The 25,249-nt window shown below is 66.1% G+C and carries 22 protein-coding genes; 15 read left to right on the forward strand and 7 right to left on the reverse strand.

The genetic code is table 11. The annotated features are described in order from the left end of the window. The first annotated feature begins 1 nt into the window (after nucleotide 1). Nucleotides 2-358 (forward strand): carboxymuconolactone decarboxylase family protein, encoded by a 357-nt coding sequence (locus EXR94_00570; protein ID MSR01222.1) that lies wholly within the window; start codon nucleotides 2-4, stop codon nucleotides 356-358. Here the strand turns inward: EXR94_00570 and EXR94_00575 are convergent. Together EXR94_00575 and EXR94_00580 are read right to left on the reverse strand one after the other, a co-directional pair. Continuing rightward, nucleotides 355-1,512 carry a DMT family transporter gene (locus EXR94_00575; GenBank protein ID MSR01223.1) on the reverse strand — a complete coding sequence of 386 codons (1,158 nt, stop codon included), beginning with the start codon at nucleotides 1,510-1,512 and terminating at the stop codon, nucleotides 355-357. The genes EXR94_00570 and EXR94_00575 overlap by 4 nt on opposite strands. After that, complete coding sequence (locus EXR94_00580; GenBank protein MSR01224.1) at nucleotides 1,248-2,156, reverse strand: DMT family transporter; 909 nt, start codon at nucleotides 2,154-2,156, stop codon at nucleotides 1,248-1,250. Before EXR94_00580 ends, EXR94_00575 begins: the two co-directional genes overlap by 265 nt. Nucleotides 2,157-2,234: 78 nt before the next feature. Between EXR94_00580 and EXR94_00585 the strand changes: the two genes are divergently transcribed. Genes EXR94_00585 through EXR94_00630 form a run of 10 tightly spaced genes read left to right on the forward strand, consistent with a single transcriptional unit; the run spans nucleotide 2,235 to nucleotide 12,344 of the window. Next, on the forward strand, nucleotides 2,235-4,040 hold the full coding sequence (locus EXR94_00585; protein ID MSR01225.1) for an elongation factor 4: 1,806 nt from the start codon (nucleotides 2,235-2,237) through the stop codon (nucleotides 4,038-4,040). A 12-nt stretch (nucleotides 4,041-4,052) separates the two neighbouring features. Continuing rightward, complete coding sequence (locus EXR94_00590) at nucleotides 4,053-5,063, forward strand: glycosyltransferase family 9 protein (protein ID MSR01226.1); 1,011 nt, start codon at nucleotides 4,053-4,055, stop codon at nucleotides 5,061-5,063. A 3-nt stretch (nucleotides 5,064-5,066) separates the two neighbouring features. Beyond that, entirely contained in the window at nucleotides 5,067-6,035 is a 969-nt protein-coding gene (locus tag EXR94_00595) for an ROK family protein (GenBank protein ID MSR01227.1), read from the forward strand. Continuing rightward, nucleotides 6,022-6,984 (forward strand): carbohydrate kinase family protein, encoded by a 963-nt coding sequence (locus EXR94_00600; protein MSR01228.1) that lies wholly within the window; start codon nucleotides 6,022-6,024, stop codon nucleotides 6,982-6,984. Before EXR94_00595 ends, EXR94_00600 begins: the two co-directional genes overlap by 14 nt. Further along, a complete protein-coding gene (locus EXR94_00605) occupies nucleotides 6,981-7,886 on the forward strand; it encodes an ATP-binding protein (GenBank protein ID MSR01229.1) in 906 nt (301 codons plus the stop codon). The genes EXR94_00600 and EXR94_00605 overlap by 4 nt, the downstream gene beginning before the upstream one ends. Then, nucleotides 7,883-8,425: a hypothetical protein gene (locus tag EXR94_00610; GenBank protein MSR01230.1), complete on the forward strand. Its 543-nt coding sequence runs from the start codon at nucleotides 7,883-7,885 to the stop codon at nucleotides 8,423-8,425. The genes EXR94_00605 and EXR94_00610 overlap by 4 nt, the downstream gene beginning before the upstream one ends. Next, complete coding sequence (locus EXR94_00615; protein MSR01231.1) at nucleotides 8,422-9,579, forward strand: PLP-dependent transferase; 1,158 nt, start codon at nucleotides 8,422-8,424, stop codon at nucleotides 9,577-9,579. Before EXR94_00610 ends, EXR94_00615 begins: the two co-directional genes overlap by 4 nt. Beyond that, the gene (gene ftsE, locus EXR94_00620; GenBank protein MSR01232.1) at nucleotides 9,576-10,262 is read left to right on the forward strand and encodes a cell division ATP-binding protein FtsE; all 687 of its coding nucleotides are present in this window, start codon (nucleotides 9,576-9,578) and stop codon (nucleotides 10,260-10,262) included. Before EXR94_00615 ends, ftsE begins: the two co-directional genes overlap by 4 nt. Further along, nucleotides 10,259-11,134, forward strand: a complete 876-nt coding sequence (locus EXR94_00625) for an ABC transporter permease (protein MSR01233.1) — start codon at nucleotides 10,259-10,261, stop codon at nucleotides 11,132-11,134. The genes ftsE and EXR94_00625 overlap by 4 nt, the downstream gene beginning before the upstream one ends. Further along, a complete protein-coding gene (locus tag EXR94_00630) occupies nucleotides 11,127-12,344 on the forward strand; it encodes a hypothetical protein (GenBank protein MSR01234.1) in 1,218 nt (405 codons plus the stop codon). Before EXR94_00625 ends, EXR94_00630 begins: the two co-directional genes overlap by 8 nt. Here EXR94_00630 and EXR94_00635 read toward each other — a convergent pair. Next, nucleotides 12,341-13,522, reverse strand: coding sequence for a sensor domain-containing diguanylate cyclase (locus EXR94_00635; GenBank protein MSR01235.1), 1,182 nt, complete (start codon nucleotides 13,520-13,522; stop codon nucleotides 12,341-12,343). The genes EXR94_00630 and EXR94_00635 overlap by 4 nt on opposite strands. Before the next feature lie 524 nt (nucleotides 13,523-14,046). On the opposite strand from EXR94_00635, the gene EXR94_00640 reads away from it, so the two are divergent. Continuing rightward, nucleotides 14,047-15,624 (forward strand): phosphoenolpyruvate carboxykinase, encoded by a 1,578-nt coding sequence (locus EXR94_00640; protein ID MSR01236.1) that lies wholly within the window; start codon nucleotides 14,047-14,049, stop codon nucleotides 15,622-15,624. Between the two features lie 17 nt (nucleotides 15,625-15,641). Beyond that, nucleotides 15,642-16,916, forward strand: a complete 1,275-nt coding sequence (locus EXR94_00645) for an HD domain-containing protein (protein MSR01237.1) — start codon at nucleotides 15,642-15,644, stop codon at nucleotides 16,914-16,916. 18 nt (nucleotides 16,917-16,934) lie between these two features. Here EXR94_00645 and EXR94_00650 read toward each other — a convergent pair whose 3' ends face one another. The 4 genes from EXR94_00650 to EXR94_00665 all read right to left on the reverse strand — a co-directional run bounded on the left by EXR94_00650 (nucleotide 16,935) and on the right by EXR94_00665 (nucleotide 21,445). Beyond that, on the reverse strand, nucleotides 16,935-17,666 hold the full coding sequence (locus tag EXR94_00650) for a Stp1/IreP family PP2C-type Ser/Thr phosphatase (protein MSR01238.1): 732 nt from the start codon (nucleotides 17,664-17,666) through the stop codon (nucleotides 16,935-16,937). Between the two features lie 2 nt (nucleotides 17,667-17,668). Next, nucleotides 17,669-18,454, reverse strand: coding sequence for an FHA domain-containing protein (locus EXR94_00655; protein MSR01239.1), 786 nt, complete (start codon nucleotides 18,452-18,454; stop codon nucleotides 17,669-17,671). 145 nt (nucleotides 18,455-18,599) lie between these two features. Continuing rightward, a complete protein-coding gene (locus tag EXR94_00660) occupies nucleotides 18,600-20,483 on the reverse strand; it encodes an ABC transporter ATP-binding protein (GenBank protein MSR01240.1) in 1,884 nt (627 codons plus the stop codon). Beyond that, nucleotides 20,375-21,445: a flippase-like domain-containing protein gene (locus EXR94_00665; GenBank protein ID MSR01241.1), complete on the reverse strand. Its 1,071-nt coding sequence runs from the start codon at nucleotides 21,443-21,445 to the stop codon at nucleotides 20,375-20,377. The genes EXR94_00660 and EXR94_00665 overlap by 109 nt, the downstream gene beginning before the upstream one ends. Nucleotides 21,446-21,499: 54 nt before the next feature. Here EXR94_00665 and uvrA point away from each other — a divergent pair, with 54 nt between their 5' ends. Together uvrA and EXR94_00675 are read left to right on the forward strand one after the other, a co-directional pair. Beyond that, complete coding sequence (uvrA, locus tag EXR94_00670) at nucleotides 21,500-24,289, forward strand: excinuclease ABC subunit A (protein MSR01242.1); 2,790 nt, start codon at nucleotides 21,500-21,502, stop codon at nucleotides 24,287-24,289. Next, on the forward strand, nucleotides 24,286-25,173 hold the full coding sequence (locus EXR94_00675) for a hypothetical protein (protein ID MSR01243.1): 888 nt from the start codon (nucleotides 24,286-24,288) through the stop codon (nucleotides 25,171-25,173). Before uvrA ends, EXR94_00675 begins: the two co-directional genes overlap by 4 nt. Nucleotides 25,174-25,249 lie beyond the last annotated feature (76 nt).

Raw genomic sequence — 25,249 nt, forward strand, 5'->3', positions numbered from 1 at the left:
GATGAGCGACAGTATCGAAGAGTTCAACCGATTCCGTGGGGCCATGAACCAGAAGGTCTTCGCCGCCGGGAACCTGACGACGAACCGGTTCTTCAACCTCGACACCCGCGCCTACGAGGCCGGGGCGCTCGACGTCAAGACCAAGGAACTCCTTGGCTTGGTGGCGTCGATGGTGCTCCGCTGTGACGACTGCATTACCTACCACGTCCAGCGATGCTGCGACGAAGGGGTGACCGACCCCGAGATGCATGAGGCGTTTTCGATCGGCCTGGTGGTCGGGGGGTCCATTGTGATTCCCCACCTCCGCCGAGCGGTGGCCCGGCTTGAGGAGGTCCGTCAGTCAAGCAGCGCGCCTTAAGGTTCCTCGGCCTCGCCGGGGGCCCGGCTCACCAATACGCCGATAATGACCAGTGCCGCTCCGACCCCTTGGAGCGGCACTGGTTTTTCCCCGAGAAGAATCCACGCGGCGACGGCGGCAAAGACCGGGGTGATGCAGTTGTAGAGTGCGGTCCGGCTGCCGCCTAGTGCTTTGAGACTCCGGGTCCAGAGTACCGATGCCACCACCGACGACAGGATCGACGAATACGCGAGGGCCACCCACACGCTCGGGTGGAGTGACCCGATCTCGAACCCTCCAACCACCGGCACCGCGGCGAGCATCAGCCCGGGGGTTCCCCCTAAATGAGTCAAGGCCGTGACTTGCGCCGAGTTGAGACCGAGGGCGGCGTGACGGACACCAAGGGTGAACATGGCCCAGAAGAGCAGCGCGAGCAGACTCAAGCCGTCCCCTCGCATTGTCTCGGCACTGAAATGGATGCCCTTGGCCCCGACGACCACCGCAACGCCAACGGTCCCGAGCACAATCCCGAGCCACACCCGGGGCGTGGGGCGTTCGGATCCGAGCACGACACTGAGGAGTGCCACGACCACCGGCAGGTTGCCGAAGATCACCGCGCTGTTGGTGGCGGTGGTGGATTGGAGGCCGTAGAGGAACGCCAGCTGGTTGAGCGTGTGGCCGACCACCCCCCACCCAAGCAGTCTCCGAATCGTGCCCCAGCTGACCGGCCCGGACTGTTTGAGGCCCCACACCAGCAACCAGAGGAGCGCGGTGCTGATGCCGAATCGGAGGGCCGCGAAAATGACTGGGGAAACGTGCCCAAGGGCGATCTTCGAGACGCTGTAGTTGCCGCCCCAAATCAGCGAGACGACCACCAAGCCGACATCGTGGCGAGACCATCGTTTGGCGGTCACGCCGGTGCGCTGGTCCGCCGGCTCAAGAACACCCCGGCAAAGACCAACCCCGCCCCGACCCCCTGGCTCCACACCAGCCGTTCGCCCAGGACCACCCACGCGACGCCGGCCGCAAAGACCGGAGTGATGCAGTTGTAGATCGCGGTTCGGCTGCCGCCGATGGCCCGGACCGCGTAGCTCCAGATGATGTACGAAATCACGATGGCGAACACCGCCGAGAAGACCAGCGCGAACCAAGTCCCGGCGGAGAGACCGCTCCACCCGAGAGCCCGGAGCTCCGGGTAGGATGCGAGCACGAGGCCCGGGGTGCCGGCGTAGGTGGTGAGCGCCGCCACCCTGAGCGGGTTTTGGTCATGGCCAACGAACCGAATCCCGACCGTGAAGGCCGCCCAGCACACCGAGGCCGCAAGCACCAGGAGATCGCCCCGCATCGTCAGGACCGAGAAGGTCGCGCCCTGAGCCGCGACCACCAGCACGACCCCAGCCGTCGCCACCAGAATGCCGAGCCAGAGCCTGCCGGAGGCTCGCTCCACCCCGAGGACCGCAGACAAGACGGCCACGACGACCGGCAACGAGGCCAGAACGAGGGACGCGTTGATCGCGCTGGTGGTAACCAGGCCGGTCATAAAGGCGATTTGATAGCCGGTGTTCCCGACCACGCCGAGCCCCGCCAGCAACCACGCCGTCCGGGGGGGAATCCGTGGCACCGGGTTGAGGTAGGTGACGATCGCGAGGAACAGCAGACTCGACAACGCAAATCGAACCGCGGCGAATGCAATCGGCGGAATGGCCGCCAACGCGAACTTATTGGCGCTGAAATTGGCCCCCCAGATCAGGGCCACGAACAGCATGCCGAGCTCGGCACTCAGGACTCGGCGCTCGGCGCTCGGCAGACGGGTTGGCATGGGGAATGGACAAGTTAATCGGGAGTGGGCGCCGAGCCGAGTCCCGAATGCCGAGCGCCGAGCGACTATATTCCCTCCATGAAGCAGGAACGAATCCGGAATTTTTGTATCGTGGCCCACATCGACCACGGTAAATCGACCCTGGCGGATCGGCTGATCGAGACGACCGGGACGTTGGGCAAACGACAGATGCGCGAGCAGGTCCTCGACACGATGGACCTGGAGCGGGAGCGTGGGATCACGATCAAGCTCAACGCCTGCCGGATGTCCTATCACGCCAAGGACGGGATCGAGTACCAGCTCAACTTGATCGATACCCCGGGGCATGTGGACTTCACCTACGAGGTGTCGCGGTCACTGGCGGCGTGTGAGGGCGCGGTGCTCGTCGTCGATGCCTCGCAGGGGGTGCAGGCCCAAACGCTTTCCAACCTGTTCCTGGCGATGGAAGCCGGCCTCGAGATCGTGCCGGTCCTCAACAAGATCGATCTTCCCGGAGCCGAACCGGAAAAGCGGGCCCTTGAGCTGATGGAATTGCTGGGGGTAGCCCGCGAGGACATTCTGGCGGTGTCGGCGAAGGAAGGGACCGGGGTTCCGGAACTACTCGAAGCCATTGTCGCCAAAGTGCCGATGCCCCGGGGCAACCCGGGCTTGCCCCTCCGGGCGTTGGTGTTCGATTCGTATTACGACCGCTATCGCGGCGCCGTCCCGACCGTCCGGGTCGTGGACGGGACCATCACCAAGGGGACCAAGATCCACTTCGGATCCCATCCGGACAACGTCTACGAGGTGGCCGAAGTCGGATTCCCCGCACTCGGCAAATTCGAAACCGACCGGCTGAGCGCGGGCGAGGTCGGCTATGTGGTCGCCAGCGTCCGGGGCGTCCGCGATGCCCGGGTCGGCGACACCATTCTCGACGCCACCAATCCCGCCACGGAGTTGCTGGCCGGATACCGGGAAGTCCGGTCAATGGTGTTTGCCGGCGTGTACCCGACCACCACCGACCAATACGAAGATCTCCGGGACGCCCTGGAGAAGCTCCAGATCAACGATGCCAGCCTCAACTACCAGCCGGAGTCGTCGCTGGCCCTCGGGTTCGGGTTCCGGTGCGGATTTCTCGGGCTCCTCCACATGGAAATCGTCCAGGAGCGATTGGAGCGGGAGTTCAATCTCGCGCTGATCACCACGGTACCGACGGTGGAGTATCATGTCTTGCTCACCAACGGCCAGGAAATGGTGGTTGAGAACCCGTCGACCCTCCCGGAGTCGGGATTGCGGGCCCGGATCGATGAGCCCTACGTCAAAGCCCGGATCGTGTCGCCGACGGACTACATCGGCGCGATCATGAAGCTGGGCCAGGACCGCCGCGGGGTCTACAACGGCATGCATTTCATCGATCCGACCCGGGTCGAGTTCAGTTTCGACTTTCCGCTGGGCGAGATCGTGCTGGATTTTTATGACCGGCTGAAATCGCTGTCACGGGGATACGCGTCGCTCGATTACGAAATGGCCGGATACCGGACCAGCGACTTGGTCAAACTCGATCTCCTGATCAACGGCGAGCAGATCGACGCCTTCAGCGTCATCGTCCATGAGGACAAAGCCAACGACTGGGGCCGGAAGATCGCCGAGAAGCTCAAGGAGCTGATTCCGCGGCAATTGTTTCCAGTGGCCATTCAGGCGGCCATCGGGGCCAAGATCATCTGCCGGGAAACCGTCTCGGCCCTCCGCAAGGACGTGCTGGCCAAGTGCTACGGGGGCGACATCACCCGGAAGCGCAAGCTCCTCGAGAAGCAGAAAGAGGGCAAGAAGCGGATGAAGCAGATCGGCCAGGTCGAAATTCCCCAAGAAGCCTTCCTGGCGGTACTCCAAGTCGATAGCGACTAGCGAGAGGCCGGGATGAGCCAAGACGGCGAGCGGGCTTCCGACCGAACCTTGGTCATCCAGACCGCATTCTTGGGCGATGTGGTGTTGACCACCGGCCTCTTGTCGGCGCTGGCTGCCGAGCACGGTCCGGTGGATGTCTTGGTCACCCCGGCGGCCCATCCCCTTGTCGTCACCCATCCGGCGGTTCGGAAGGCACTCACCTACGACAAGCGCGGCAAAGACCGAGGGTTCGCGGCCTGGGGACGTTTGGCCCGAGCCCTGGCGGCCGAACAGTATGCCCGGGTCTATCTCCCCCACCGGTCGTTCCGATCGGCCACCCTGGCGCGGGCCGCCAAGATCCCGATCCGAATCGGCTTTGCCGGCGGGGCCGCGGCCCTGTGGTACACGGTCCGGGTGCCGAGACCAGTCGGCGGACATGAGGCCGAGCGGCTGCTGGCCCTGGCGGTGCCGGCCACCGGGCGAACGGCAACAATCCGAGTGGAACTGACCGAGGACGACCGAGCCGAGGCGTATGCGTGGCTCGCCTCCCGGGGCATTGGTGATGGCTTCGTGGCCGCCGCGCCGGGGTCGATTTGGGGAACTAAACGGTGGCCCGGGTTCGGGGATCTGGCTCGACTGCTGCCGGGGCGGATCGTGGTGATCGGCGGGCCGGACGACCAGGAAGCCGCCCAGGTGGTGGTCGACGCCGCCCCGGACCGGGTGGCCAGCGCCGCGGGGGCGGTGTCCCTCCGGGTGTCAGCGGCCATCCTCGAGCGGGCCGGGGTCCTGGTGACGAACGACTCCGCCCCGCTCCACCTCGCGAGCGCGACGGGCACCCCGACCGTGGCCATCTTCGGACCGACCACCCCGGCGCTCGGGTTTGGCCCCCGGGCCCCCCAGGCGGCGATCATCGAGCGGACCGACTTGGGGTGCCGCCCCTGCTCCGACCACGGGCCGGTCCGCTGCCCGCTTGGTCATCATCGCTGTATGCGCGAGATTCCGGCCACTATGGTTCGAGACACCATCCTGGCACTGGTCCGATAGCCGATGCGATACGTCATGGGAGTCGACATTGGCGGCACCAACCTCGTGGTGGGGGCGGTGGTCGCGGACGGTGGCCGGGTCGTCGGGCTCCGGACCGAACCGACCGGCGCCACCCACGGGGCCGAGAGCGTCATCGACCGGATCGTCGCGATGGCCCGGGCCACGATGGCAGACACCCGGCGGATCGATCCCAACGCGGAGTTCGACGGCGTCGGGATCGGATCGCCGGGGCCGCTCAACCGCACGACCGGGATCGTGATTCTGACCCCGAACCTCGGCTGGGTCGACATGCCGGTCCGCGACCGGATCGGCACCGCCCTCGGCCTGCCGGCCTGGCTCGACAACGACGCCAACTGCGCCATGGCCGGCGAATGGTGGGTCGGGGCCGCGAAGGGCGCCCGTCACGCCGTGACGTTCACGTTAGGCACCGGCATCGGCGGTGGGATCGTCATCGACGGCCGCCTCCTCCATGGGGCATCGGACGTCGCGGCGGAAATCGGCCATATCACGATCGAGACCAACGGCCGGCGGTGCGGCTGCGGGAACGATGGTTGCCTCGAAGCCTATGCCTCCGGACCCGCGATTGCCCGGCGGGCCCTCGAGATGATCGAGGCCGGCGCAGAATCATCGATTCCGTCGCTGGTTGGCGGCGTGCTGGCCCGGATCGGTGCCGAGACCGTTTATGCGGCGGCCGCGACCGGGGATCCCTTGGCCCTCGAAGTCGTCCAGGACACGGCCAAGTATCTTGGGGTCGGGGTCGCGAACCTGATCAACATCTTGAACCCCGAAGTCGTGGTCATTTGCGGTGGGGTGACCCAAGCCGGAGACCGCCTGTTCACACCGTTGCGGCGCGAGGTGGCGCGGCGGGCGTTCCGGCCGGCGGTGCAAGCCTGCCGGATCGTGCCGGGTCTCCTGCCGGGAACGGCCGGGGTCGTGGGGGCGGCCAAGGTCTTCCTCGATGCCCACCCGTAAGCTCGGCGTGCTCGGGTCGCTCGTCTGGGACGAGATCCACGGCCGCGACCCCCTCATTCCGGTCGCCGAGGAGTGGGGCGGGATTGCCTACGCCTTGGCCGGGTTTGACGCCGCGTTGAGCGAGGACTGGGACATCGTCCCCTTGGTCAAGGTGGGACGCGACTTGGCCGGTCCGGCGGAGGCGTTTCTGCGGACCCTTAGCCACCGGAGTCCGACCGCCCGGTTTCTCGAAGTCCCGACCCCCAACAACCGGGTCGTCCTTCGGTATCATTCGGCGGAGCGACGGTGCGAACGGATGTCGGGCGGTGTTCCGGGGTGGACCTGGGCGGAACTCGGGCCCTTGGTCATGGATCTTGACGCGGTCTACGTCAACTTCATCTCCGGGTTCGAGATGTGCCTGGGCACGGCCTCGGCCTTGCGGGACGGTTTTGCCGGGCCGATCTATGCCGACCTCCACAGCTTGCTTCTCGGGATGGGAGGCGACGGATTGCGAAGCCTTCAGCCGCTCCCCGATGCGCCGAACTGGTTTCGATGCTTCGATTTGCTCCAGGTCAACGAGGACGAAATGGCGCAACTGTCCACCGACCCCCTCGGACTCGCGAGCGCCGTCTTGGGCGCGGGGGCGTCGGCCCTACTGGTCACGTTAGGTCCCCGCGGGGCCGCCTATGTCGCGGCGCCCGGGTTCGACCGCCTGGCCGATCGGTCCGAGCGATCGAACGGGCGGGCCGGTACGGTGCGCACGGCGCGGATCGACGCCGCCCCGGTCGACGCCACCGACCCCACCGGATGCGGCGACGTGTTCGGCGCCACGGTCTTTGCCGGTCTGCTCCGGGGCGAAACTCTCGAAGCGAGTGTCGACGCTGGAAATCGGGCCGCCGGGCGGAACGCGACGTTCCGAGGCGCTTCGGCACTGAACCATCATCTTCGAGGGTCGTTGCTCACTCTATGATTCATGTCGTGCCGGTGCCGGCCAGTCTCGACGACCGAAGCCTCGACGCCTTGGCGCAGGCGCTTCCGAGTTGGCCCCCTCCCGCGGAGCGGCTACTCATCGATGCCCGGGGCACGACGTGGGCTTCCCCCTATGGGCTCACCTCGTTGCTGACCCTCGGCCAGGCCATGAAGGAGCTCAATGCGCCGACGCCGCGACTGGCGGTTCCCGACAGCCACGAAACCCGGAGCTACTGGACCCGGATCGGCTTCTTCCACCACGCCGCCGAGTATTTCGACCTCGTCGGCAAGGTCCCGAAGCGTCCGGGCGAAGCACCCTCGGACGTCTTGGTGCCGGTCACCGCCATTCGGGCCGCCTCCGACGTCCATGAGGTCGTGGGCCGAATCCAAGAAGGGGCCACCCGAATCCTGACCTCGGAGCTCAAGCTCGAGGCCAAAGCCACCATGGGGTTTGCCATGGCACTCTCGGAGGCCTGCCAGAATGTGGTCGAGCACGCCGGCACCGGCGGATGGGTGGCGGTCCAAACCTACTTTTGGAAGCGGCGGCTGGGCCGCAAAGTGGCGGTCATCTCGGTCAGCGATGCGGGCGTGGGGTTCCGCCGGTCGCTCGAGAGTTCCGAGGCCAAGAAGGTCGGCGACCGCTGGGGCGATGCGGCCGCCATCGAATCGGCGCTGCTCCACGGGGTGAGTCGGTTCCGGGATGCCGGTCGGGGCCAGGGCTTGGCGGGGATCAAGCGCTACCTCGTCCGCTGGCAAGGGAAGATCTTGATCCGAAGCGGGACGGCCCGGGTCTCGGTGCGCCCGGAGTGGGATGACGACGTGCCCCTCGCGGAGCACCTCGCGTTCTTCCCCGGCTCGCAATTGCAGATCACCATCCCGGCTCAGGAGGCCTCGGCCCGATGAGAGACCGGATCGATCTCGCGCTGCTGCTCCGGGAGGTCGTGAGCACACCCTACTCCAATCTGGTGACCCGGCCGACGGGAGTCTCGGTCCGGCAGCGGATCGAAGCGCAGATCGCGGCGAGTCCTCATCCAACCGCCCAGCTCGATTTCGGCGCGATCGGCTTGCTCGACTTCAGTTGCGCCGACGAAATCGTCGCCAAGCTCCTCCTCAACAGTGATGTCGAGCGGCCTCGATTCGTGGTGCTCGTGAACGTCTCGGAAGCCCAAGTCGAGGCCATCGACCATGTCTTGGTCACCCATCGGCTGACCATCATTGCCGTGATGGCCGGAGCCGCGGCCCCCCGAATCATCGGGTGGCAATCGCCGGACTTACTGGCGGCCTTCGAGGCGGTCGTGGCCCTCGGGGCTGGCGACTCGGGCCGAGTGGCCGATGCCCTCGGCTGGACCATCGAGCGAGCGGCCGATGCCCTCCAATCGCTCGCGCTTCGCCGGGTGGTGCAGGCCGCCTCCGGAACCTTTTGCCCCCTCCCGCTCCTATGACGACACCGCGCCCCGGTCGCTCCACGATTGCCGTGCATGGCCCGCTCGAACGGCGTCACCCCGATGAACCGGTGGTCCAACCGGTCTATCAGAGTACGACGTACGTGAACGAGATCGGCGCCAACCGCGAAGTGAAGTACGAGCGCTACGGCAACAGCCCGAACCAGCTCGCGGTTGCCGCCAAGTACGCGATCCTCGAGAAGGCCGAAGCGGCCGTCTTTCTCGCCAGCGGAATGGCGGCGACCGCGATGGCCCACTTGGCGGTCCTCCGTCCCGGCGACCACCTGATTGCCAGCCGGTGGATTTATGGCGGGACCCGGCGATTGTTCGACGAGGAGCTCGACCGATTCGGGATTGCCGTGACGTACGTCGAGCCGACCCAGCCGCGGGCCTGGCGCCGGGCCATTCGGAAAACGACCCGGGCCATCTTCTTCGAATCGCCGACCAATCCCGTGATGCGGGTGGTCGACCCGGTCCCGGTCGCTTCGATTGCCAAGGAGTATGGGTTTGCGCTGCTGGTCGACAGCACCTTTGCGTCACCGATCAATTTTCGTCCCCTGGAACACGGGGCGGATGTGGTCATCACCAGCGCCACCAAATCCCTCAACGGACACTCCGACGTCACGGCCGGTGCCGTTGCCGGCACCCAGTCGGTGGTCGATGAAGTCACCCGGCTCTCTCGCCTCTGGGGACCCTGCATTGACTCGCACGCCGCTTGGCTGCTCGACCGGGGCATGAAGACGCTCTCGCTCCGGGTGGCCCGGCAGAACACCAACGGGATGGCGGTGGCCACCTGGGCCGAGGGCCAGCCAGAGATCGCGGAGGTGCGCTACCCCGGGCTCCCGTCCCATCCGGATCACGGCATTGCCACCCGGGTCCTCGACGGATTCGGCGGCATGGTCGGACTCGTCGTTCGGGGTGGTGCCGGTGGAGCCGAGCGGTTTCTCCGCCGCCTTCGGCTCGTCACCCACGCCCCAAGCCTTGCCGGCGTGGAGAGCCTGGTGTCCGAGCCCCGGATCACGTCGCACGCCTCGCTGACGCCCGAGCAGCGGGCGGAACAAGGGATTCCGGACGGATTCGTCCGGCTGAGTTGCGGCATCGAGGACACCGCCGATATCGTCGACGACCTGCGCCAGGCGCTTGAAGGACTATGATTCGATTCAACCACGTTTCAAAGACGTACCCGAATGGCGTCGTCGGCCTGAAGGATGTCTCGTTCCAGGTTCCGAAGGGCCAGTTCGTCTTTCTCACCGGTCATTCCGGCGCCGGGAAGTCCTCGATCCTCTCGCTGGTCCTAGCCGAGCAAAAGCCGACCGAAGGGGACGTTCGCGTTTCGGGCTACCAGATCGCGAAGCTGACGACCCACGAAGTTCCCAGGCTCCGACGCCGGCTCGGCATCGTCTTCCAGGATTTTCGACTCCTCGAGTCTCACACGGTCGAAGAGAACGTCGCCGTCGCCCTCGAGGTCACCGGCGCCCGCCGGGAAACGATTCCCAACCGCGTCATGCGGGCCCTGACCCAGGTTGGCTTGGCGTCGAAGGCCCGGGCCTATCCCAAAGAGTTGTCCGGCGGGGAGCAGCAGCGAGTGGCCGTTGCCCGCGCCCTCATCAACGATCCCCACATCCTGATCGCCGATGAACCGACCGGGAACTTGGACGAACGAGCGACGCGGGGGGTCTTTCAGCTCTTGCAGGAGATCAACGCCGGAGGAACGGTCGTGGTAATGGCGACGCACAACATGGAGTTGGTTCGCGGCACCGGATACCGCACCATCGAGTTGCGGGGCGGCCGGATCGTGTTCGATAGCGGCGTCGACGAGGAAGGAGCGACCCGGTGAAGCATCGCACCCCGATTCGCGAAGCGGCCATGACCTTTAAGCGAACCCCGCTCCTCTCCGGGCTCTCGATCGCGTCGATCGGTTTTTCGCTGTTCACCATCGGCCTTTTTGCCCTGGTGGCGATCAATTTCCGGAAAGCCCTGGCCACCCTGGCCGAACGGGTGGAGGTCGTGGCGTTCGTACTCCGGGGCACCCCGACCGAAACGATCAGCCAGGCGGCCCAGGACATTTCAGCCTTTCCCGAGGTCCTCGAGACCCGGTTCGTCAACGCGGACGAGGCGCTGTCGCGGGCCCGCCGCGAACTCGTGGAGTTCAAAGAGGCGTACCGCGATTTGCAAGTGAATCCGCTACCGGGGTCATTAGAAGTCCGGCTCCGGCCGGAATTCCGAGATGCCGAGCACGCCCGAGCCGTCGCGGAGCGGCTTCGGGGGTTCCCTTTCGTCGAGGACGTCCGGTACGGTCGAGATTGGGTCGAGCGGCTCGACCGCCTCCGCAACATGGCGACCGCCGTCGGGGCGGTCATCGGTTTGGCATTTGCCGCGGTCGCGATCGTAATCATCGGGGTCACGATCCGGATTACCGTGCTCCAAAGGGCCAAGGAAATTTCAATTATGCGGCTCCTGGGGGCGACCAACGGGTACATCCGGGGGCCGTTCTTGATCGAGGGCGCCATCAAGGGCGTGGCGGGTGGTCTCCTGGCCATCCTGATGTGCTGGATCACCTTCACCCTGTTCAAGCGCACCGCCTCGGACACCGGGGCCACTCTGGTCTTTTTCGGTGCCTTCCAGATGCTGATGATCGTCGGGTTCGGCACGACGATCGGGCTGGGGGGCAGCGTCTTGTCGGTCGGGAGACATCTCCGGAATGTCTAGGGTGGCCGGCCCCAGGCTCCTTGCCACTCTTGCGGTCGCCTTACTGGCCGTCAGCGGACCCGCTTCGTTGGCCGGACAGCAACCGGCGGACCTCGAGAAGAGCCGGCAGCGGTTGGAGCAGATCCGCGCCGAGCGGGACCGGCTCCGCCAGAATCAAGAGCGGCTCCAGGGCCAGGTCCGTGATGCCGGCCGGGAGCTCGACAATTTGGAGCGGCAGCGGGAAACCGCCAATCGGATCGTCAACGAATTGGAACGGCAGATCGGGGGCCTCGGGGGTCAGCTCGACAATACCAGCGTCCAGCTGACCTTGACCGAGGACAACCTGGCCGACCGCCGGGCGGTACTGGAGCGCCGGCTGGTCGACATTTACAAGCGGGGGGCGCTCTACACATTCCAAGTGCTGCTGGCCGCGGAGTCCTTTTCCGACCTCCTGTCTCGCTACAAGTACCTGTTCCTCTCGAGCCGGCAAGATCGCGCGCTGCTGACCGATGTCGAGCGGCTTCGCAATCGGATTCAATCGCAGCGCGAGGAATTGATCATCGTCCAGGAGCAGCTCGATCGGCGCCGCGCCGAACGTGAAGCCGAGCTTTGGAGCTATAAGACCCTGGCGAAGGACCGAACCGCCCAGATTCGGCGGCTTCGCCAGAACACCCAGACCACGGCCCGCCGGCTTTCGGTCCTGGCAAAAAGCGAGGACGATCTGATCGACGTGCTCGCGGCGCTGGAGCGAAACCGCCGAAGCGCACCGGGCCGGACTCCCGCGAGCCCGGGCGCAACACCAACCCCCCGGTCACTCGGGGTGTCCACCGCCGAACTCGGAACCTTGGACTGGCCGGTGCAAGGCCGGATCATCCACGACTTCGGCCCCGATACCTTGGCCAGTGGCGGCCGGATTACCCGCCACGGGATCTCTGTTGCCGCCACCTCGGGCACCCCGGTCACGGCCGTGTCGGCCGGGCGGGTGGTGCTGGTCCAGCGGCTGGGAACCTATGGCCTGTCGGTCATCGTCGAGCACCCGAGCGGATACTTCTCCCTCTACATGCAACTCTCGAGCACCGCCGTCCAAGTGAACGCAGCCGTCACCAAAGGCCAGCGGATCGGGTCGGTTGGCGGGGAGAACTCGGACGACGGGGCCCATCTCTATTTCGAAATTCGAGGCGACAACCAGATCGCCCTCGATCCGACCGACTGGCTCCGGCGCCGCCGTTAGGCGGCCACCTCAGGACTGGGGTGCTTTCGGGCCACGAGGTCCGCCTCCGCGCGAGCCAGCACGTCCTCGGGGCTCAAGAGCCCCGAGCCCGGATAGCCGACCCATCCCGCGGTGACGCCGACCGGGGCGCTGTCCCCTTCGCCGAAGCTGTGGGCGGCGATGGCCCGGCGGAGCCGAACCAGGGTGTCCCAACAGCCCTCCTCGCCGGTTTCCGGCATGATCAAGACAAATTCATCCCCGCCGTACCGAGCCACGAAATCAGGCGAACGGAGTTCCCGCTGGAACCCGCCGCCCAACTCGCCGAGCACCCGGTCCCCGGCCTCGACGCCAAGGCGCTGGTTCACAAACCGGAGTCCGTCTACGTCGAGCAGCATCACACTGAACCGGCGCCCGTACCGGTCGGCGCGGTGCATCTCCTCCCGGATCCGCCGGTCGAGGGCGTCGAGCCCGCCACAGCCGGTCAGTGAATCGGTTACGCCGGCGCTCGCTTGTCGCCGGTAGAGCGTGGCCCGGCGGTCTTCGTGCTCCAAGAGCCGGACCGTGGTGACCACCAGGGTCTCGACAAAAGCCACTTCGTCCGCCGTGAGATTCGGACGCGGCAGGGCGGTGCGGAGGATCAAGAACCCCAGACCCTTGCCCTGAAAAACGATCGGGACGGCAACGGCGCTCGTGGGCTGACCCGGGTGACCGGCCGCCGGCCCGGTCCGCCCCGCAAACAGCGGATGGTGCCTGACGTCCGGAATGAACGCGGTGCGGCCGGTGCTCGCGGCATGGAGCGCTTCCGGATAGTCGGCCAGCCCGATTTCGAGGTTGCGGACCTCGGGGCGCTCGGCCACGGCAATCAACCGACCCCGATGCTCGTCGACCGAAAAGACCACGGCGCAATGCGCCGCGTCGAGCGAACGGGCAACATCCCGGACCAAGATCTGCAGCATTTCCTCCGGGCGCGGGGCGAGGGCCACGTCTTGAAACACCGCCAAGAGTTGGGCCTGCCTGTTGTCCGACGCTGTGGCCCGAAATCCGTCCCGAACCCCCGGAGCCGGGCCGCCACCCGAGCGGTCAGTTCCGGGAGGTAAATCGGCGCCACCATGGCGTCGACCGCCCCTTGGGCCAAGGCACTCCCGGCGGCGCCTGAGGAGCCCGCCGGGAGCAGGACTATCGTCGGCACATTCCGCCATGCCTCGTTCGTCATCGGCATCAGGAGCCGGTCCGACTCGGCGTCCACCCGGCCGATCGAGACGATCGCGAAATCGGGCGAGCCGACATCGCCCGGTCGGGCCGCGAGGTCAACCGCTTCGCTGAGCACGAACCCAGCCCGCATCAGGCTCCGTTCGAGGCCGTCAGAGCGAGCGTTGGGGGTTCCAAGGAGGGGCACGCGTGTCTGCATCTCGAGGTCCTTATGGCACGATCCAGACCAAGGATTTCCTGCCCTCAACTATACCAGCAAGCGGTTGCAGTAGAAGGCATTACAAGGCCTGGCCTCGGCTGGTTTTTGGGCTGGTGGGGCGCGGGTGTCGGATCGGAACCACGACACCTTGAGGGCCCCGGCAGCCGGCCCCTCCACTCCGACCACTAGCTTGGCTTGTCCGAAATGCGGGAGGTGCCGATCTTTCCCCCTTGCAGCCGTTGGCTGGGACGTTTTGGTCCGAGCGATCCCGTTCACGGGCCCGGTGACCGCCACTGGGGCCCCGACCCTAGGATTATGAGCAAACCCACGAGCCTCGCTGCCCACGGCGTCACCACCACGACCGTTTGGGCCAATCTCGGCACCCCTGCTTTGTACGAACACTCCGCCCGGCGCGGGGAAAGCCGCTTGACCGACCACGGCGCTCTCGCGGTCGTCACCTCCCCCCATACCGGTCGCTCCCCCAAGGACAAATTCGTCGTGGATGAGCCGTCGAGTACCGGACAGATCTGGTGGGAGAAGAACGAGCGCCTGGCCCCCGACAAGTTCGACCGACTGTTGCACGACGTGCAGACCCATCTCAGTGGCCTGACCGAGGTGTTTACCCAGGACCTCTTTGGCGGAGCCGACGAGAGCTATCGCCTACCGGTCCGATTCATCACCCCGAACGCGTGGCAGGCGATGTTCGTCCGGAACATGTTCATCCGGCCCGATCGGGCGGTCCTCGGTTCGTTCGCGCCCTCGTTCGTGGTCTACCACGCCCCCGAGTTCCAGGCCGACCCGGCCCGGCACGGCACCCGGACCGGCACGTTCATCGTGCTCAACTTCGCCAAGCGGGTCATTCTCATCGGCGGCACCCACTACGCCGGCGAGATGAAGAAGTCGATCTTCACAGCCCTCAACTATCTCCTGCCCCAGCAGCAGGTGCTGCCGATGCACTGCTCGGCCAACATCGGTCCGACCGGCGACGCGGCGATCTTCTTCGGGCTCTCGGGCACCGGAAAGACCACCCTGTCCGCCGACCCGACCCGGAAGCTGATCGGCGATGACGAGCACGGGTGGAGCGATCATGGCGTCTTCAATTTCGAGGGCGGGTGTTACGCCAAGGTCATCAAGCTGTCAAAACAAGGCGAGCCGGAGATCTGGAACGCGAGCCATACCTTTGGAACGGTCCTCGAGAACGTCACCCTCGATGACCAGACCCGAGCCGTGGACTTCGACTCCGACAAGATTACCGAGAACACCCGGGCCAGCTACCCGATCCACGTCATCCCCAATTTCGAATCGAGCGGCACCGGCGGCCATCCGAAGAACATCGTGTTCCTCACGGCCGATGCCTTCGGGGTGATGCCCCCGATTGCCCGGCTGACGGCCGAACAGGCCATGTTCCACTTCCTCTCGGGCTACACCGCGAAGGTGGCGGGAACTGAGCGGGGGGTTACCGAACCCTCGGCAACCTTCTCCTCGTGCTTCGGTGCCCCGTTCCTGCCGCTCCACCCGGGCGTCTATGCCAAAATGCTCGGCGAGAAGATCGCGACCCATGGGGCCAAGGTCTGGTTGGTCAACACCGGGTGGACGGGTGGCGCGTATGGCGCCGGGTCGCGAATGAAGTTGGCCCATACCCGCGCCATGGTGACGGCCGCGCTCTCCGGCGTGCTTGACCGCGGGACCTTCCGGACCGACCCGGTCTTCGGCTTCGAGGTTCCGGCGGCGGTCGCCGGGGTTCCTTCCGAGGTCCTCGACCCCCGGGGCACCTGGAAGGACGGCGCGGCGTACGACACCCAAGCCGCCAAGTTGGCCGCGATGTTCAGGGAGAATTTCAGAGCGTTCGCGAGCCAGGTCCAGGAAACGGTCGTCAAGGCGGGCCCTCGGTAGGGCCAAGGATCACCCCAATGAGCGGGTTCGAGATCATCCGGGATCCGTTGTGGGACAACATCCAACTCGATCCGGCGGCGCTGTCGGTTCTCGACACGCCGCCGCTGCAGCGTTTGCGGTACGTCCGCCAGCTGGGGCACGCCTTTCTCGTCTATCCAGGGGCAACCCATTCGCGATTCGAGCATGCCTTGGGAGCCTACCACCTGACCGGGCGGGCCCTGACGGTGTTGCAGCAGCGGGGCGAACTCGAACGGGTGCCGGTCCTCCATCAGCACGCGGTGCGCCTCGCGGCCCTGGTCCACGACATCGGGCACTACCCGTTTTCCCATGGCCTCGAAGAGGCCGGGTTTCTCCACCACGAGTCACTGGGCGTCGCCAAGCTGGGCCGGGGCCAGCTCGGACAGGCACTCAATGCCCTGGGCGGACCGGAGCTGGTCGGTGAAATCGGCTCGTTGGTCCGGGGAACGAACCCGGGACCGCTTCAAGGCCTCGTCTCCGGAACCCTCGACCTCGACAAGATCGATTACCTGAGCCGGGATGCCCGGGCCTGCGGCGTTCCGTACGGCGCCCTCGACGTCGACCGGTTGCTTTCAGGGCTCACGATCATTGCCGCCCCTCATGGCCGACTCGAGGTCGGGATTCTCGAAAAAGGCATGAGCGCCCTCGAGACCTTGCTCTTCGCCAAATATCAGATGTATCGGAACGTCTATTGGCACCATGCGGTTCGCGCCGCGACGTGCATGTTCAAGCGGGCCGTCCGCGCGGCAGTGGCGGGGGGCGGGCTCAGCCGTGACGAGTTGGCTGAAGAAACCGACGGCGCTCTGATGGAACGGCTCTTTGCGACCGACCCGACCGGCCTGGCCCGGGCGGTCCACGAACGCCGACTCTATAAACGGGCGCTCGATCTTCCGGCCAGCGACGTCCCCGATGGCGCGGGGGCCTGGATCGGCGACGACCCTGACCTGCTCGAACGGGTCGAAGACGCCGTGGCCCGCGAACTCGGCCTCGAACCGGCAAGCCTGCTGCTCGACTACCCGGCCCGGCCCAACATGCTGGGCGTCGACATCCTGCTGGCCACTCGCGAGGGGCAGGCCGAGCGTTTGACCGGCGAGGGCCGAGCCGGCCAGCTGGGGCTCCCCCGCATCGCCGGGGAACTCTACCGCAGTGCCCGCCACCTCCGGGTCTTCACGGCCGAGCCGCTGACTGGGAGTACGGAACGGCTCGGCCGGCTGGCACTGCTGTCGGCCGGTGAAGTGGAAGAACGGCTGGCGAGGGGACGCGCCCTGATCTGAGGGCGGATCGGGGGAGTCCTACACTTCGTCGATCCGCACCACGATGGCGGTGATGTTGTCGAGACCGCCATGTCGGTTGGCTTCGGCGATCATCCGGCCCACCACGAGTTCCGGGGTCGAATCGGTCTGAATGATCTTGCCCAGTTGGTCGTCTTCCAGCATCCCGGTCAGGCCGTCCGAGGCCACCAGCAGCACGTCGCCCTGCTCAAGGGTGCCGAAGTACACATCCGGGACCACGTCCTCGTTGGCCCCAACACAGCGGGTAATCACATTGCTATAGGGATGAGTGCGGGCCTGATCGGCGGTCAGCAGACCGGCGTCGACTTGCTCCTGGACGTAGCTGTGATCTTTGGTGATCTGAAGAAACTGTCCCTTCCGAAACAGATAGGCCCGGCTGTCCCCAACCTGCCCGATCAAATAGCGATTGGCCTCGAGCACCAGCACCGTGGTCGTCGTGCCCATCCCGCGCTTGTCGGCCTCAGCAATGGTCCGTTCAAAAATCGCCTGATTGGCGGCCCGGATCGAATGCCGGACCCGCTCGAAGGCGGCCGCGTCCGGCAGTCCGGGGAGCGAACCCAATTCCTTGGCGATGATCTCAACGGCCATTTTGCTGGCGACTTCGCCGGCCGCGTGGCCCCCCATCCCGTCCGCGACGATGAAGGTGCCGCTTTTGAGATCGATCATGAAATTGTCTTCGTTGCCGCTCCTGACAACGCCGACGTGAGTGTCTCCCGCGCAGGTGATCAGCATGGCTAGACGAACAGGACCAAGGCGACCAGGGCCGCCAGGAGGAGGGCGATCGCCACCGCCATGAGGCCGGCCCGGGGACCGGGCGCCACGGCGACGGGCGCCGGCACCGCGGGGGCACGGAGGACGAAGTCGGCCCGCTCGTCATTGGGTTCGAACGAGATGACGACCTCGCCCAGCCGGATGGTGGCCCCCGGCGAGAGCGGCGTCTCCTCGGTCACCGGCTCGTCATCGACTGCGGACCCGTGGGTCGAGCCAAGATCCGTCAGGGTCCAAACCCCCTCCCGTAATTGCAACACCGCGTGCTCGGCACTCACACTCTGGTCGGAGAACCGAATCTGGCTCGCGGCCCCGCGACCGAGATGGGTGACGGCCGCGACGACCAGCTTGCGATCGCCCTTGCCCACCCCGTTCTTGATCCGGAGCGTGGCCAACGGACGAACCCGCGGCACCCCAACCAGGGTGTCGCTCAAGCGGGCTGCGGCCCCCACCGGTGGGACGGGGCGCCCAGCCGGTTCATTGACCATGGAATAGTACCGGAACTCTTCAGCTCCAATTCGGATCACATCCAGCGCTTTCAATGGGCGGCGGCCATCGATCCGGCTGCCGTTCACATAGGTTCCATTGGCCGAGCGATCAACCAGCACACTGCCGTCGGGACGAACCACGATTTCCGCATGCCGCCGGGAAGCATCCGGCGATGCGACAACCACTTCCACCTCGGCATCCCGCCCGAACCCGAATGGAACGACCGACACGAGATACTCCCGCCCGTCGTTGAGGCTCACCACCCGGCCACCGCCATACTGCTGTTGCGTCCGCCGGGGGGTCCCTTTTTCAAACCCAGTGGCGCCAAAACGTAGGCCGTGGTCGGCGGGTTAGCAAGAAACCAAAGTCCCCGATCTTTTAACCCTGGCAGCCGATCTGTCAAGTCGTTCAGGCCAGATGAGTTCCGGCCTGAAGCCGGGAGAGTCGCTGATAGACACCGTCGCGCCGGACCAGGGTCTCATGCCGCCCCCGCTCCACCACCCGGCCGTGGTGCATCACCACGATCTCGTCGGCATGAAGGATCGTGCTCAACCGGTGGGCAATGACAACCGCGGTCCGGCCCCGCATCAGTTCATCCACCCCGCGCTGAATCCGGGCCTCCAGCTCGGAGTCGATCGAACTGGTGGCTTCGTCGAGCAGGAGGATCCGGGGATCCCGGGCCATCGCTCGGGCAAAACTCAGCAATTGCCGCTCCCCGACAGACAGGTTCTTGCCCCGCTCCGCCAGGACATGGTGGTATCCCCCAGGCAGTCGCCCGATAAACCCGTCGATCCCCACCCGGGCCGCGGCCGCCCGAACCCTGGCCTCGGTCACCTCGGGGTCGAGGGCCAGGTTGCGGAACACGTCGCCAGCAAACAGGAACAGGTCCTGCTGGACGAAGCCGAATTGGCGCCGCAAATCCGCGACGCCCACCGATCGGATATCGATCCCGTCGAGGGTAATGCGGCCTTGCGACGGGTCGTAGAACCGCAGCAGCAAGCTGACCAGCGTGGTCTTGCCCGCCCCGGTATGGCCGACCACGGCCAGGGTCGAGCCGGCCGGCACCCGGAACGACACATCCTGGAGCACCCACGGCCCCGACTCCGAGTAGCGGAACCAGACGTTTTCGAAGGCGATCTCCCCGCGAGTCGGCACCGGCAACGGCACCGGGTCGGTCGGGTCGAGGACGGCCACCGGCGTATCCAGCAAGCGGAAGACCCGCTCGGAACTGGCCATCGCACTCTGCACCAAGTTGACCTTCTCCGAGAGGTCTTGGAGCGGCTGGAAGAACCGCCGGGTCAGCTGAACGAAGGCCGCCAACACCCCAACCGTGAGCGACCCGTCGAGAACCCAGGGAGCCCCCCGGGCCAAGATCAACGCCAGGGCCACCGCCGCGACCAGCTCGACCAACGGAAAGAACACCGCATAGATCGCGATCGATCGCTGGTTCGCAGTGAGGTAGGCCTGGTTCACCTCGGTGAACTCGGCCGCGGCGGCGCGCTCGCGTCCAAAGAGCTGAACGACTTGCACCCCCGCCAGGTGTTCTTGCAAATAGCTATTGAGTTTGGCCACCCGGCCCCGGATGTCCCGAAACGCGTCCCGAATCCGGCGCCGAAATCCTGCCGCGACCAACCACATCATGGGCATGACCAGAAAGGCAACCAGCGCCAACCGCCAATCCGTGGCCAGCATCATCGTGGTAATCGCCGCGAGGGTCAGCAGGTCGCCGAAGACGCTGACCACCCCCGAGGAAAACAGCTCGTTCAACGTTTCGACGTCGGACGTGACCCGGGTCATTAAACGACCTACCGGGTTCCGGTCGAAGTACCCGACGGACAGCCGCGTCAAACGGTCGAAAATCGAGATCCGGAGGTCCGCCATGACCCGCTGCCCGATTCGGGTCGTGAGCATGGATTGGGCGTAATCCACGACGAACGTCAGGAGCAACGCCGCCAGAAAGATCGCGGCGTACCGGAGCAAGAGGTCGCCATCCCGAGCGGGAATCGCTCGGTCGAGTGCCCGCTGGGTCAGGGCCGGGCCAACCACCGCCAGGCCGGCATGGATCGCAATCAGCACCGCCGAGGCGGCGACCAGTCGCCAGTGGGGCTTGAGGTATTCGAGGAGTCTGGCGAGGAGGCGGCGGTCGACCGGATCGGTCGGCAGATCGTCGCTGTCGAGCTCGGTCACGCGGCTGACGGCTCCTCCTCGATGCCCGTGAGGCCCCGCCTGACCCACCGATAGAACACCAGGGAACCGAAGACCACCGTGTACCCGCTGATCACCAACCGCCAAATGAGAATGTAAAGCGGCGCGATTTCTCGGGGTACATAGATCGACATGACGGCGGTGGAAATCAGCTCACCGATGCCAGATCCGCCCGGGGTCGGAGCAAAGAAGTAGAGCACGAAGGTGATGAAGGTCTGGAGCAACAGAACATCGACGAACTGGGCTTCGATTCCGAGGGCCCGAAGCGCCACGTACCCCGCCAGGAGCTTGTTGGCGTGCGAAGGGCCGGACAGGACGGTCGCCACCGCCAGCGCCGCCCACCCCCGGGGCGAATTGAAGCGCGCCACCGATTCATGCGCCTGATCGATGCCGCGCCGGAGCCCCTCGAGCCGGGCCGCCACCCGCTCACTCTTCTTCCCCAGGCCCATCGCCAGGCGATGAACCAGATCCCGGACGAATTTCGGAAAGAGGATCACCACCAGAAACACCACGCCAAGAGCACAAAAAATGACCAGGCTGCCGATGAACAAGTCGTAGAGCGAAATCCCGAGCGCCACCCCATGGTTCCCGAGTGACTTCCCGGCCCCGAACGCAATCGCGATCGGCCCCGCAATCGCAAAGAACGCCACCGTGGCGATGAAACTCATGAAGGTGATGGTGAACCCAAGGGGAACCGGCACCCCGTACCGCTTCATCGTGTAGATCATCATCGGGGCAGCCCCCGACTGGACCGGTGTCAGGTACGCGGCCCACGCGCCCATGCCCCCAGCCAACACCATACCCTTGAGCGGCGGATCGGCCATCACGTTCCTGGCCAACACATAGTTCCGGAGGCCGCCGCCAATCCAGTCCATCGACGCGAGTCCCAGACCCAACGCCAGCCACCCAAAGCGAAGATCCGGAATCGCCTCGAGGAACCCGGTTGAGCTGTCGCTGTACACCAGCACGGCGCCAAAGCTCACCAGCGACATGAGCAGGAACAGCTCGAGGCCGCGGAGCAGGATTTGGGGGGTCAGCAGCTTGGCCATAGGCAGCTGGAATCTAATCTCGGGTGCCAACGGCCGAGCAATTATATTCCCCCGGTGCCCAACGCCTTTCTCCGAGTCGTCAACGCTCGCCAGCACAACCTGAAGGGCATTACGGTCGAGCTGCCGCACCGGCACCTGATCGTGGTGACCGGACCATCGGGATCGGGGAAGAGTTCCTTGGCGTTCGATACCATCTACGCCGAGGGGCAACGGCGGTACATCGAGTCCCTCTCGACCTACGCGAAGCAATTCCTGGAACGGATGCCGAAGCCGCTGGTCGACCGGATCGAAGGCATCGCTCCGGCGGTGGCCATCGAGCAACGGAACCCAACCGTGTCGGGCCGGTCAACCGTCGGCACGGCCACCGAAGTCTACGACTACCTCCGGTTACTCTGGGCTCGATTGGGCATCCAGTACTGTCGCAAATGCGGCGCCCGGGTAGTCCGCGACACCCCCACCACTGCGGCCGACCAGGTTCGGGCCCTCGGACCGGTTCCGATCCAGGTGGCGTTTCCGCTTCCCCCCTCGGCCCGGCTCTCGCACGAGGCCATTGTCGAGAACCTCCGAGCTATGGGGTATCTCCGTCTCATCAGCGACGGCGTCGCCCTCCACCTCGATGATCTGAAGCCGACCCTCGACCTCGGGCGGGCCGCCGAACTCCTGGTGGTCGCCGATCGGCTCGGCAACGCGGCCACCGCCCAAGCCCGGCTCCCCGAGGCGATCGGCCAAGCCATGGCTGAGGGCGATGGCATTGCCGTCATTCTCTGGGAAGGGGGGCGGCTTCGGTTCACCGAGCATCCGGCCTGCAGCACCTGCGACACCCCCGCCCTGCCCCTCTCACCGGCCCTCTTCAGCTTCAACAATCCCCGCGGGGCCTGCGGCGGCTGCAAAGGCTTCGGCGCAGTCCTCGAGTACGACGAGTCCCTGGTCGTGCCCGATCCCAGCCGCTCGCTCGAAGACGGTGCCATCGACCCGTGGACCAAGCCGCGGTACGAAGGCCGGCGCCGGACCCTCCTCGACGCGGCCCGAAAACTCGGCGCCGACCCGACGGCGCCGTGGCAAAGCCTGAAGGCCACCGTCAAGCGCGAGTTGCTCTACGGCAAGCTCGGCAAATTCACCGGGATCTTTCCGTTTCTGACCTCGCTCGAAGAGAAGCGATACAAGCAGTACATCAGGGTCTTCCTCCGCCAATATCAGCTGGCCAAAATCTGCCCGGGCTGCGGCGGCACTCGGCTCAACGAGCATGCCCTCGCGGTCAAGGTCGGCGGGCGAACCATCGCCGACGTCGCCACGCTCCCGTTGGCCGACCTCTCCCTCTGGCTCCGGGGCTTGCCCTGGAGCCCAACCGAACGCGCCATCGCGACTGACATCCTGACCGAGTTGACCGCCCGGGTCGACTACTTGGTCGAGGTCGGGCTCGGCTACCTCACCATGGAGCGGCAGACCCGGACCCTCTCGGGCGGCGAAGCCCAGCGAATCGCCTTGGCCAACGCCCTCGGTGCCCGGCTCGTCGATTCCCTCTACGTCCTCGACGAACCGTCGATCGGCCTCCACCCCCGCGACACCGACCGCCTGCTCGACCTCTTGGTCCGGCTCCGAGACGCCGGCAATACCGTCCTCGTCGTCGAGCACGATCTCGAAGCGATTCGTCGGGCCGATTTCATGGTCGAGCTGGGTCCGGGCTCAGGCGAACGCGGCGGATTCCTCGTGCATGCAGGCCCGGTGGCCGCGGCCGGGAAGACCCTGACCGGCCAATATCTCGAGGGCACCAAACGGATCGGCGTACCGAGTGCCCGCCGTCCCGCCGGACCCCGCTGGCTCAAATTCCGGGGCGCCCGGCTCCACAACCTTCAAAGCGTCGATGTCGACGTTCCCTTGGGCACTCTGGTGGCGGTGACCGGGGTCTCCGGCTCCGGCAAGAGTACCCTGGTGCATGACGTGATCTACCGTCAACTGGAAGCCAAGGTGGTCGGCGAGTCCTCGATCAAGGCCCACATGGGCGAGGTCATCGGCACGGTCGAATCGATGACCGGACACGAGTGGCTCGAAGACGTGGTGCTGATCGACCAGTCGCCGATCGGCCGGAGTCCCCGGTCCAACCCGGTGACCTATATCAAGGGGTTCGACGACATCCGGGAACTCTACGCCGAGCAGCCCCTCTCCCGGACCCGGCGATATACCCCGGCCACGTTCTCGTTCAACACCGGCAGCGGCCGGTGCGAACATTGCGACGGCGCCGGACAGGTCATGGTCGAGATGGTGTTTTTAGCCGACGTCTACGTACCGTGCGACGCCTGCGGTGGCACCCGATTCAAACGGGACGTCCTTGATGTCAGGGTCCGGGGCCATTCGATCCACGACGTGCTCCAATGGACCGTCGACGAGGCGATCAGCCGGTTCCACCACCAACCCCGGCTCGGCGCCGCCTTGTGGCACCTCCAGCAGGTCGGGCTTGGCTACCTGCAACTCGGTCAACCGGCCACGACCCTCTCCGGCGGCGAAGCGCAGCGGCTCAAAATTGCCCGGGAGTTGATTCAGGCCGGCAAGCGGGGCGGCCGAAAACTCTACCTCCTCGACGAACCGACCACCGGCCTCCACCTGGAGGACGTTCGGCAGCTGATCTCCGTCCTCGACCGCCTGGTGGACGCCGGGCATACGGTCATGGTCATCGAGCACCACCTCGATGTGGTCAAGCGAGCCGATTGGGTCATCGACTTGGGCCCCGAGGCCGGCGATGGCGGGGGCCGGGTGGTGGCCCAGGGCCCGCCCGAGTCGATCGCGGCCGCCGCCGCGTCGCACACCGGACGGTATCTCAAACCGCTCCTGGCCGGCGGCCCGGAATGACCCACCGCCGGGCAATCTGGGTGCTCTTGGGGTGCACCTTCATTTGGGGCGCCTCATTTTCATTGAACAAAATGGTTCTCGGCTCAGCCACCCCGCTCGCGTTCATGGCGGTTCGGTTCGCCGGCTCCGCCCTGCTGCTCGCGCCGGTCTATCGCCACGTGGACCGGCGGGACTGGCGGACCGGCGTGGCGTTGGGCACCCTGTTCGCGGTCCAACTGGCCCTGTTCGTGGTGGGCCTCGCCGCGATCGATCCGGGCCGGGCGGCATTTCTCTTCAGCTTCCAAACCCCGTTGGTCCCCGTGCTGATGCTCGCGTTCCACTGGCGGTGGCCCACCGGCCGGGATCTCGCCGCGATCGGCCTTGCCACGTTAGGCGGATGGTGGCTGACCCGGCCGGCCGCCAATGGGACGGGCCTCGGGTTTGGAGCCGGCGACCTCGCCATGATCGGGAGCGCCGCCTGCGCCGCGCTGTACGTGGTGCTGGTCGGTGCGGTCGCGAACCGCCACGAGCCGATGCGGCTCATGGCGGTGCAATTCGTGGTGATTTCGTTGACGGCCGGGGTCCTCTCCGCGGGGTTCGAAGATCCCCGGATCGACCTCAACACCACCACCGTCACCCTGATCCCATTTCTGGCTCTGGCGGGCGTCGCAACGTTCGTCGGCCAATTGGCCGGCCAACGGGCCATCCGGCCGACCGAAGCCGCTCTCCTCTTCGCGCTCGAGCCGCTGGTAGCGGCCGCCGTCAGCTTCATCAGCGTCGGGGAACGGCTCTCGCTCGGGCAGTGGGCCGGCGGCGGATTGATCCTCGCCGGCTCGATTGTGGCTCAGGTCGGACGATCGGCGGTGGTGCCCGCGGTTCCTCTCCCGAGCCAAGCGGTAAACTGAGCGGCGTGACGGTCGGCATCCCGGTGGCCTAACGCGATCGTCTGATCGATCCGGTCCGTTGGGGCAGCCCCCCGCC

It is taken from the genome of Gemmatimonadota bacterium (genome assembly GCA_009692115.1).
Taxonomy (GTDB): domain Bacteria; phylum Gemmatimonadota; class Gemmatimonadetes; order Gemmatimonadales; family GWC2-71-9; genus SHZU01.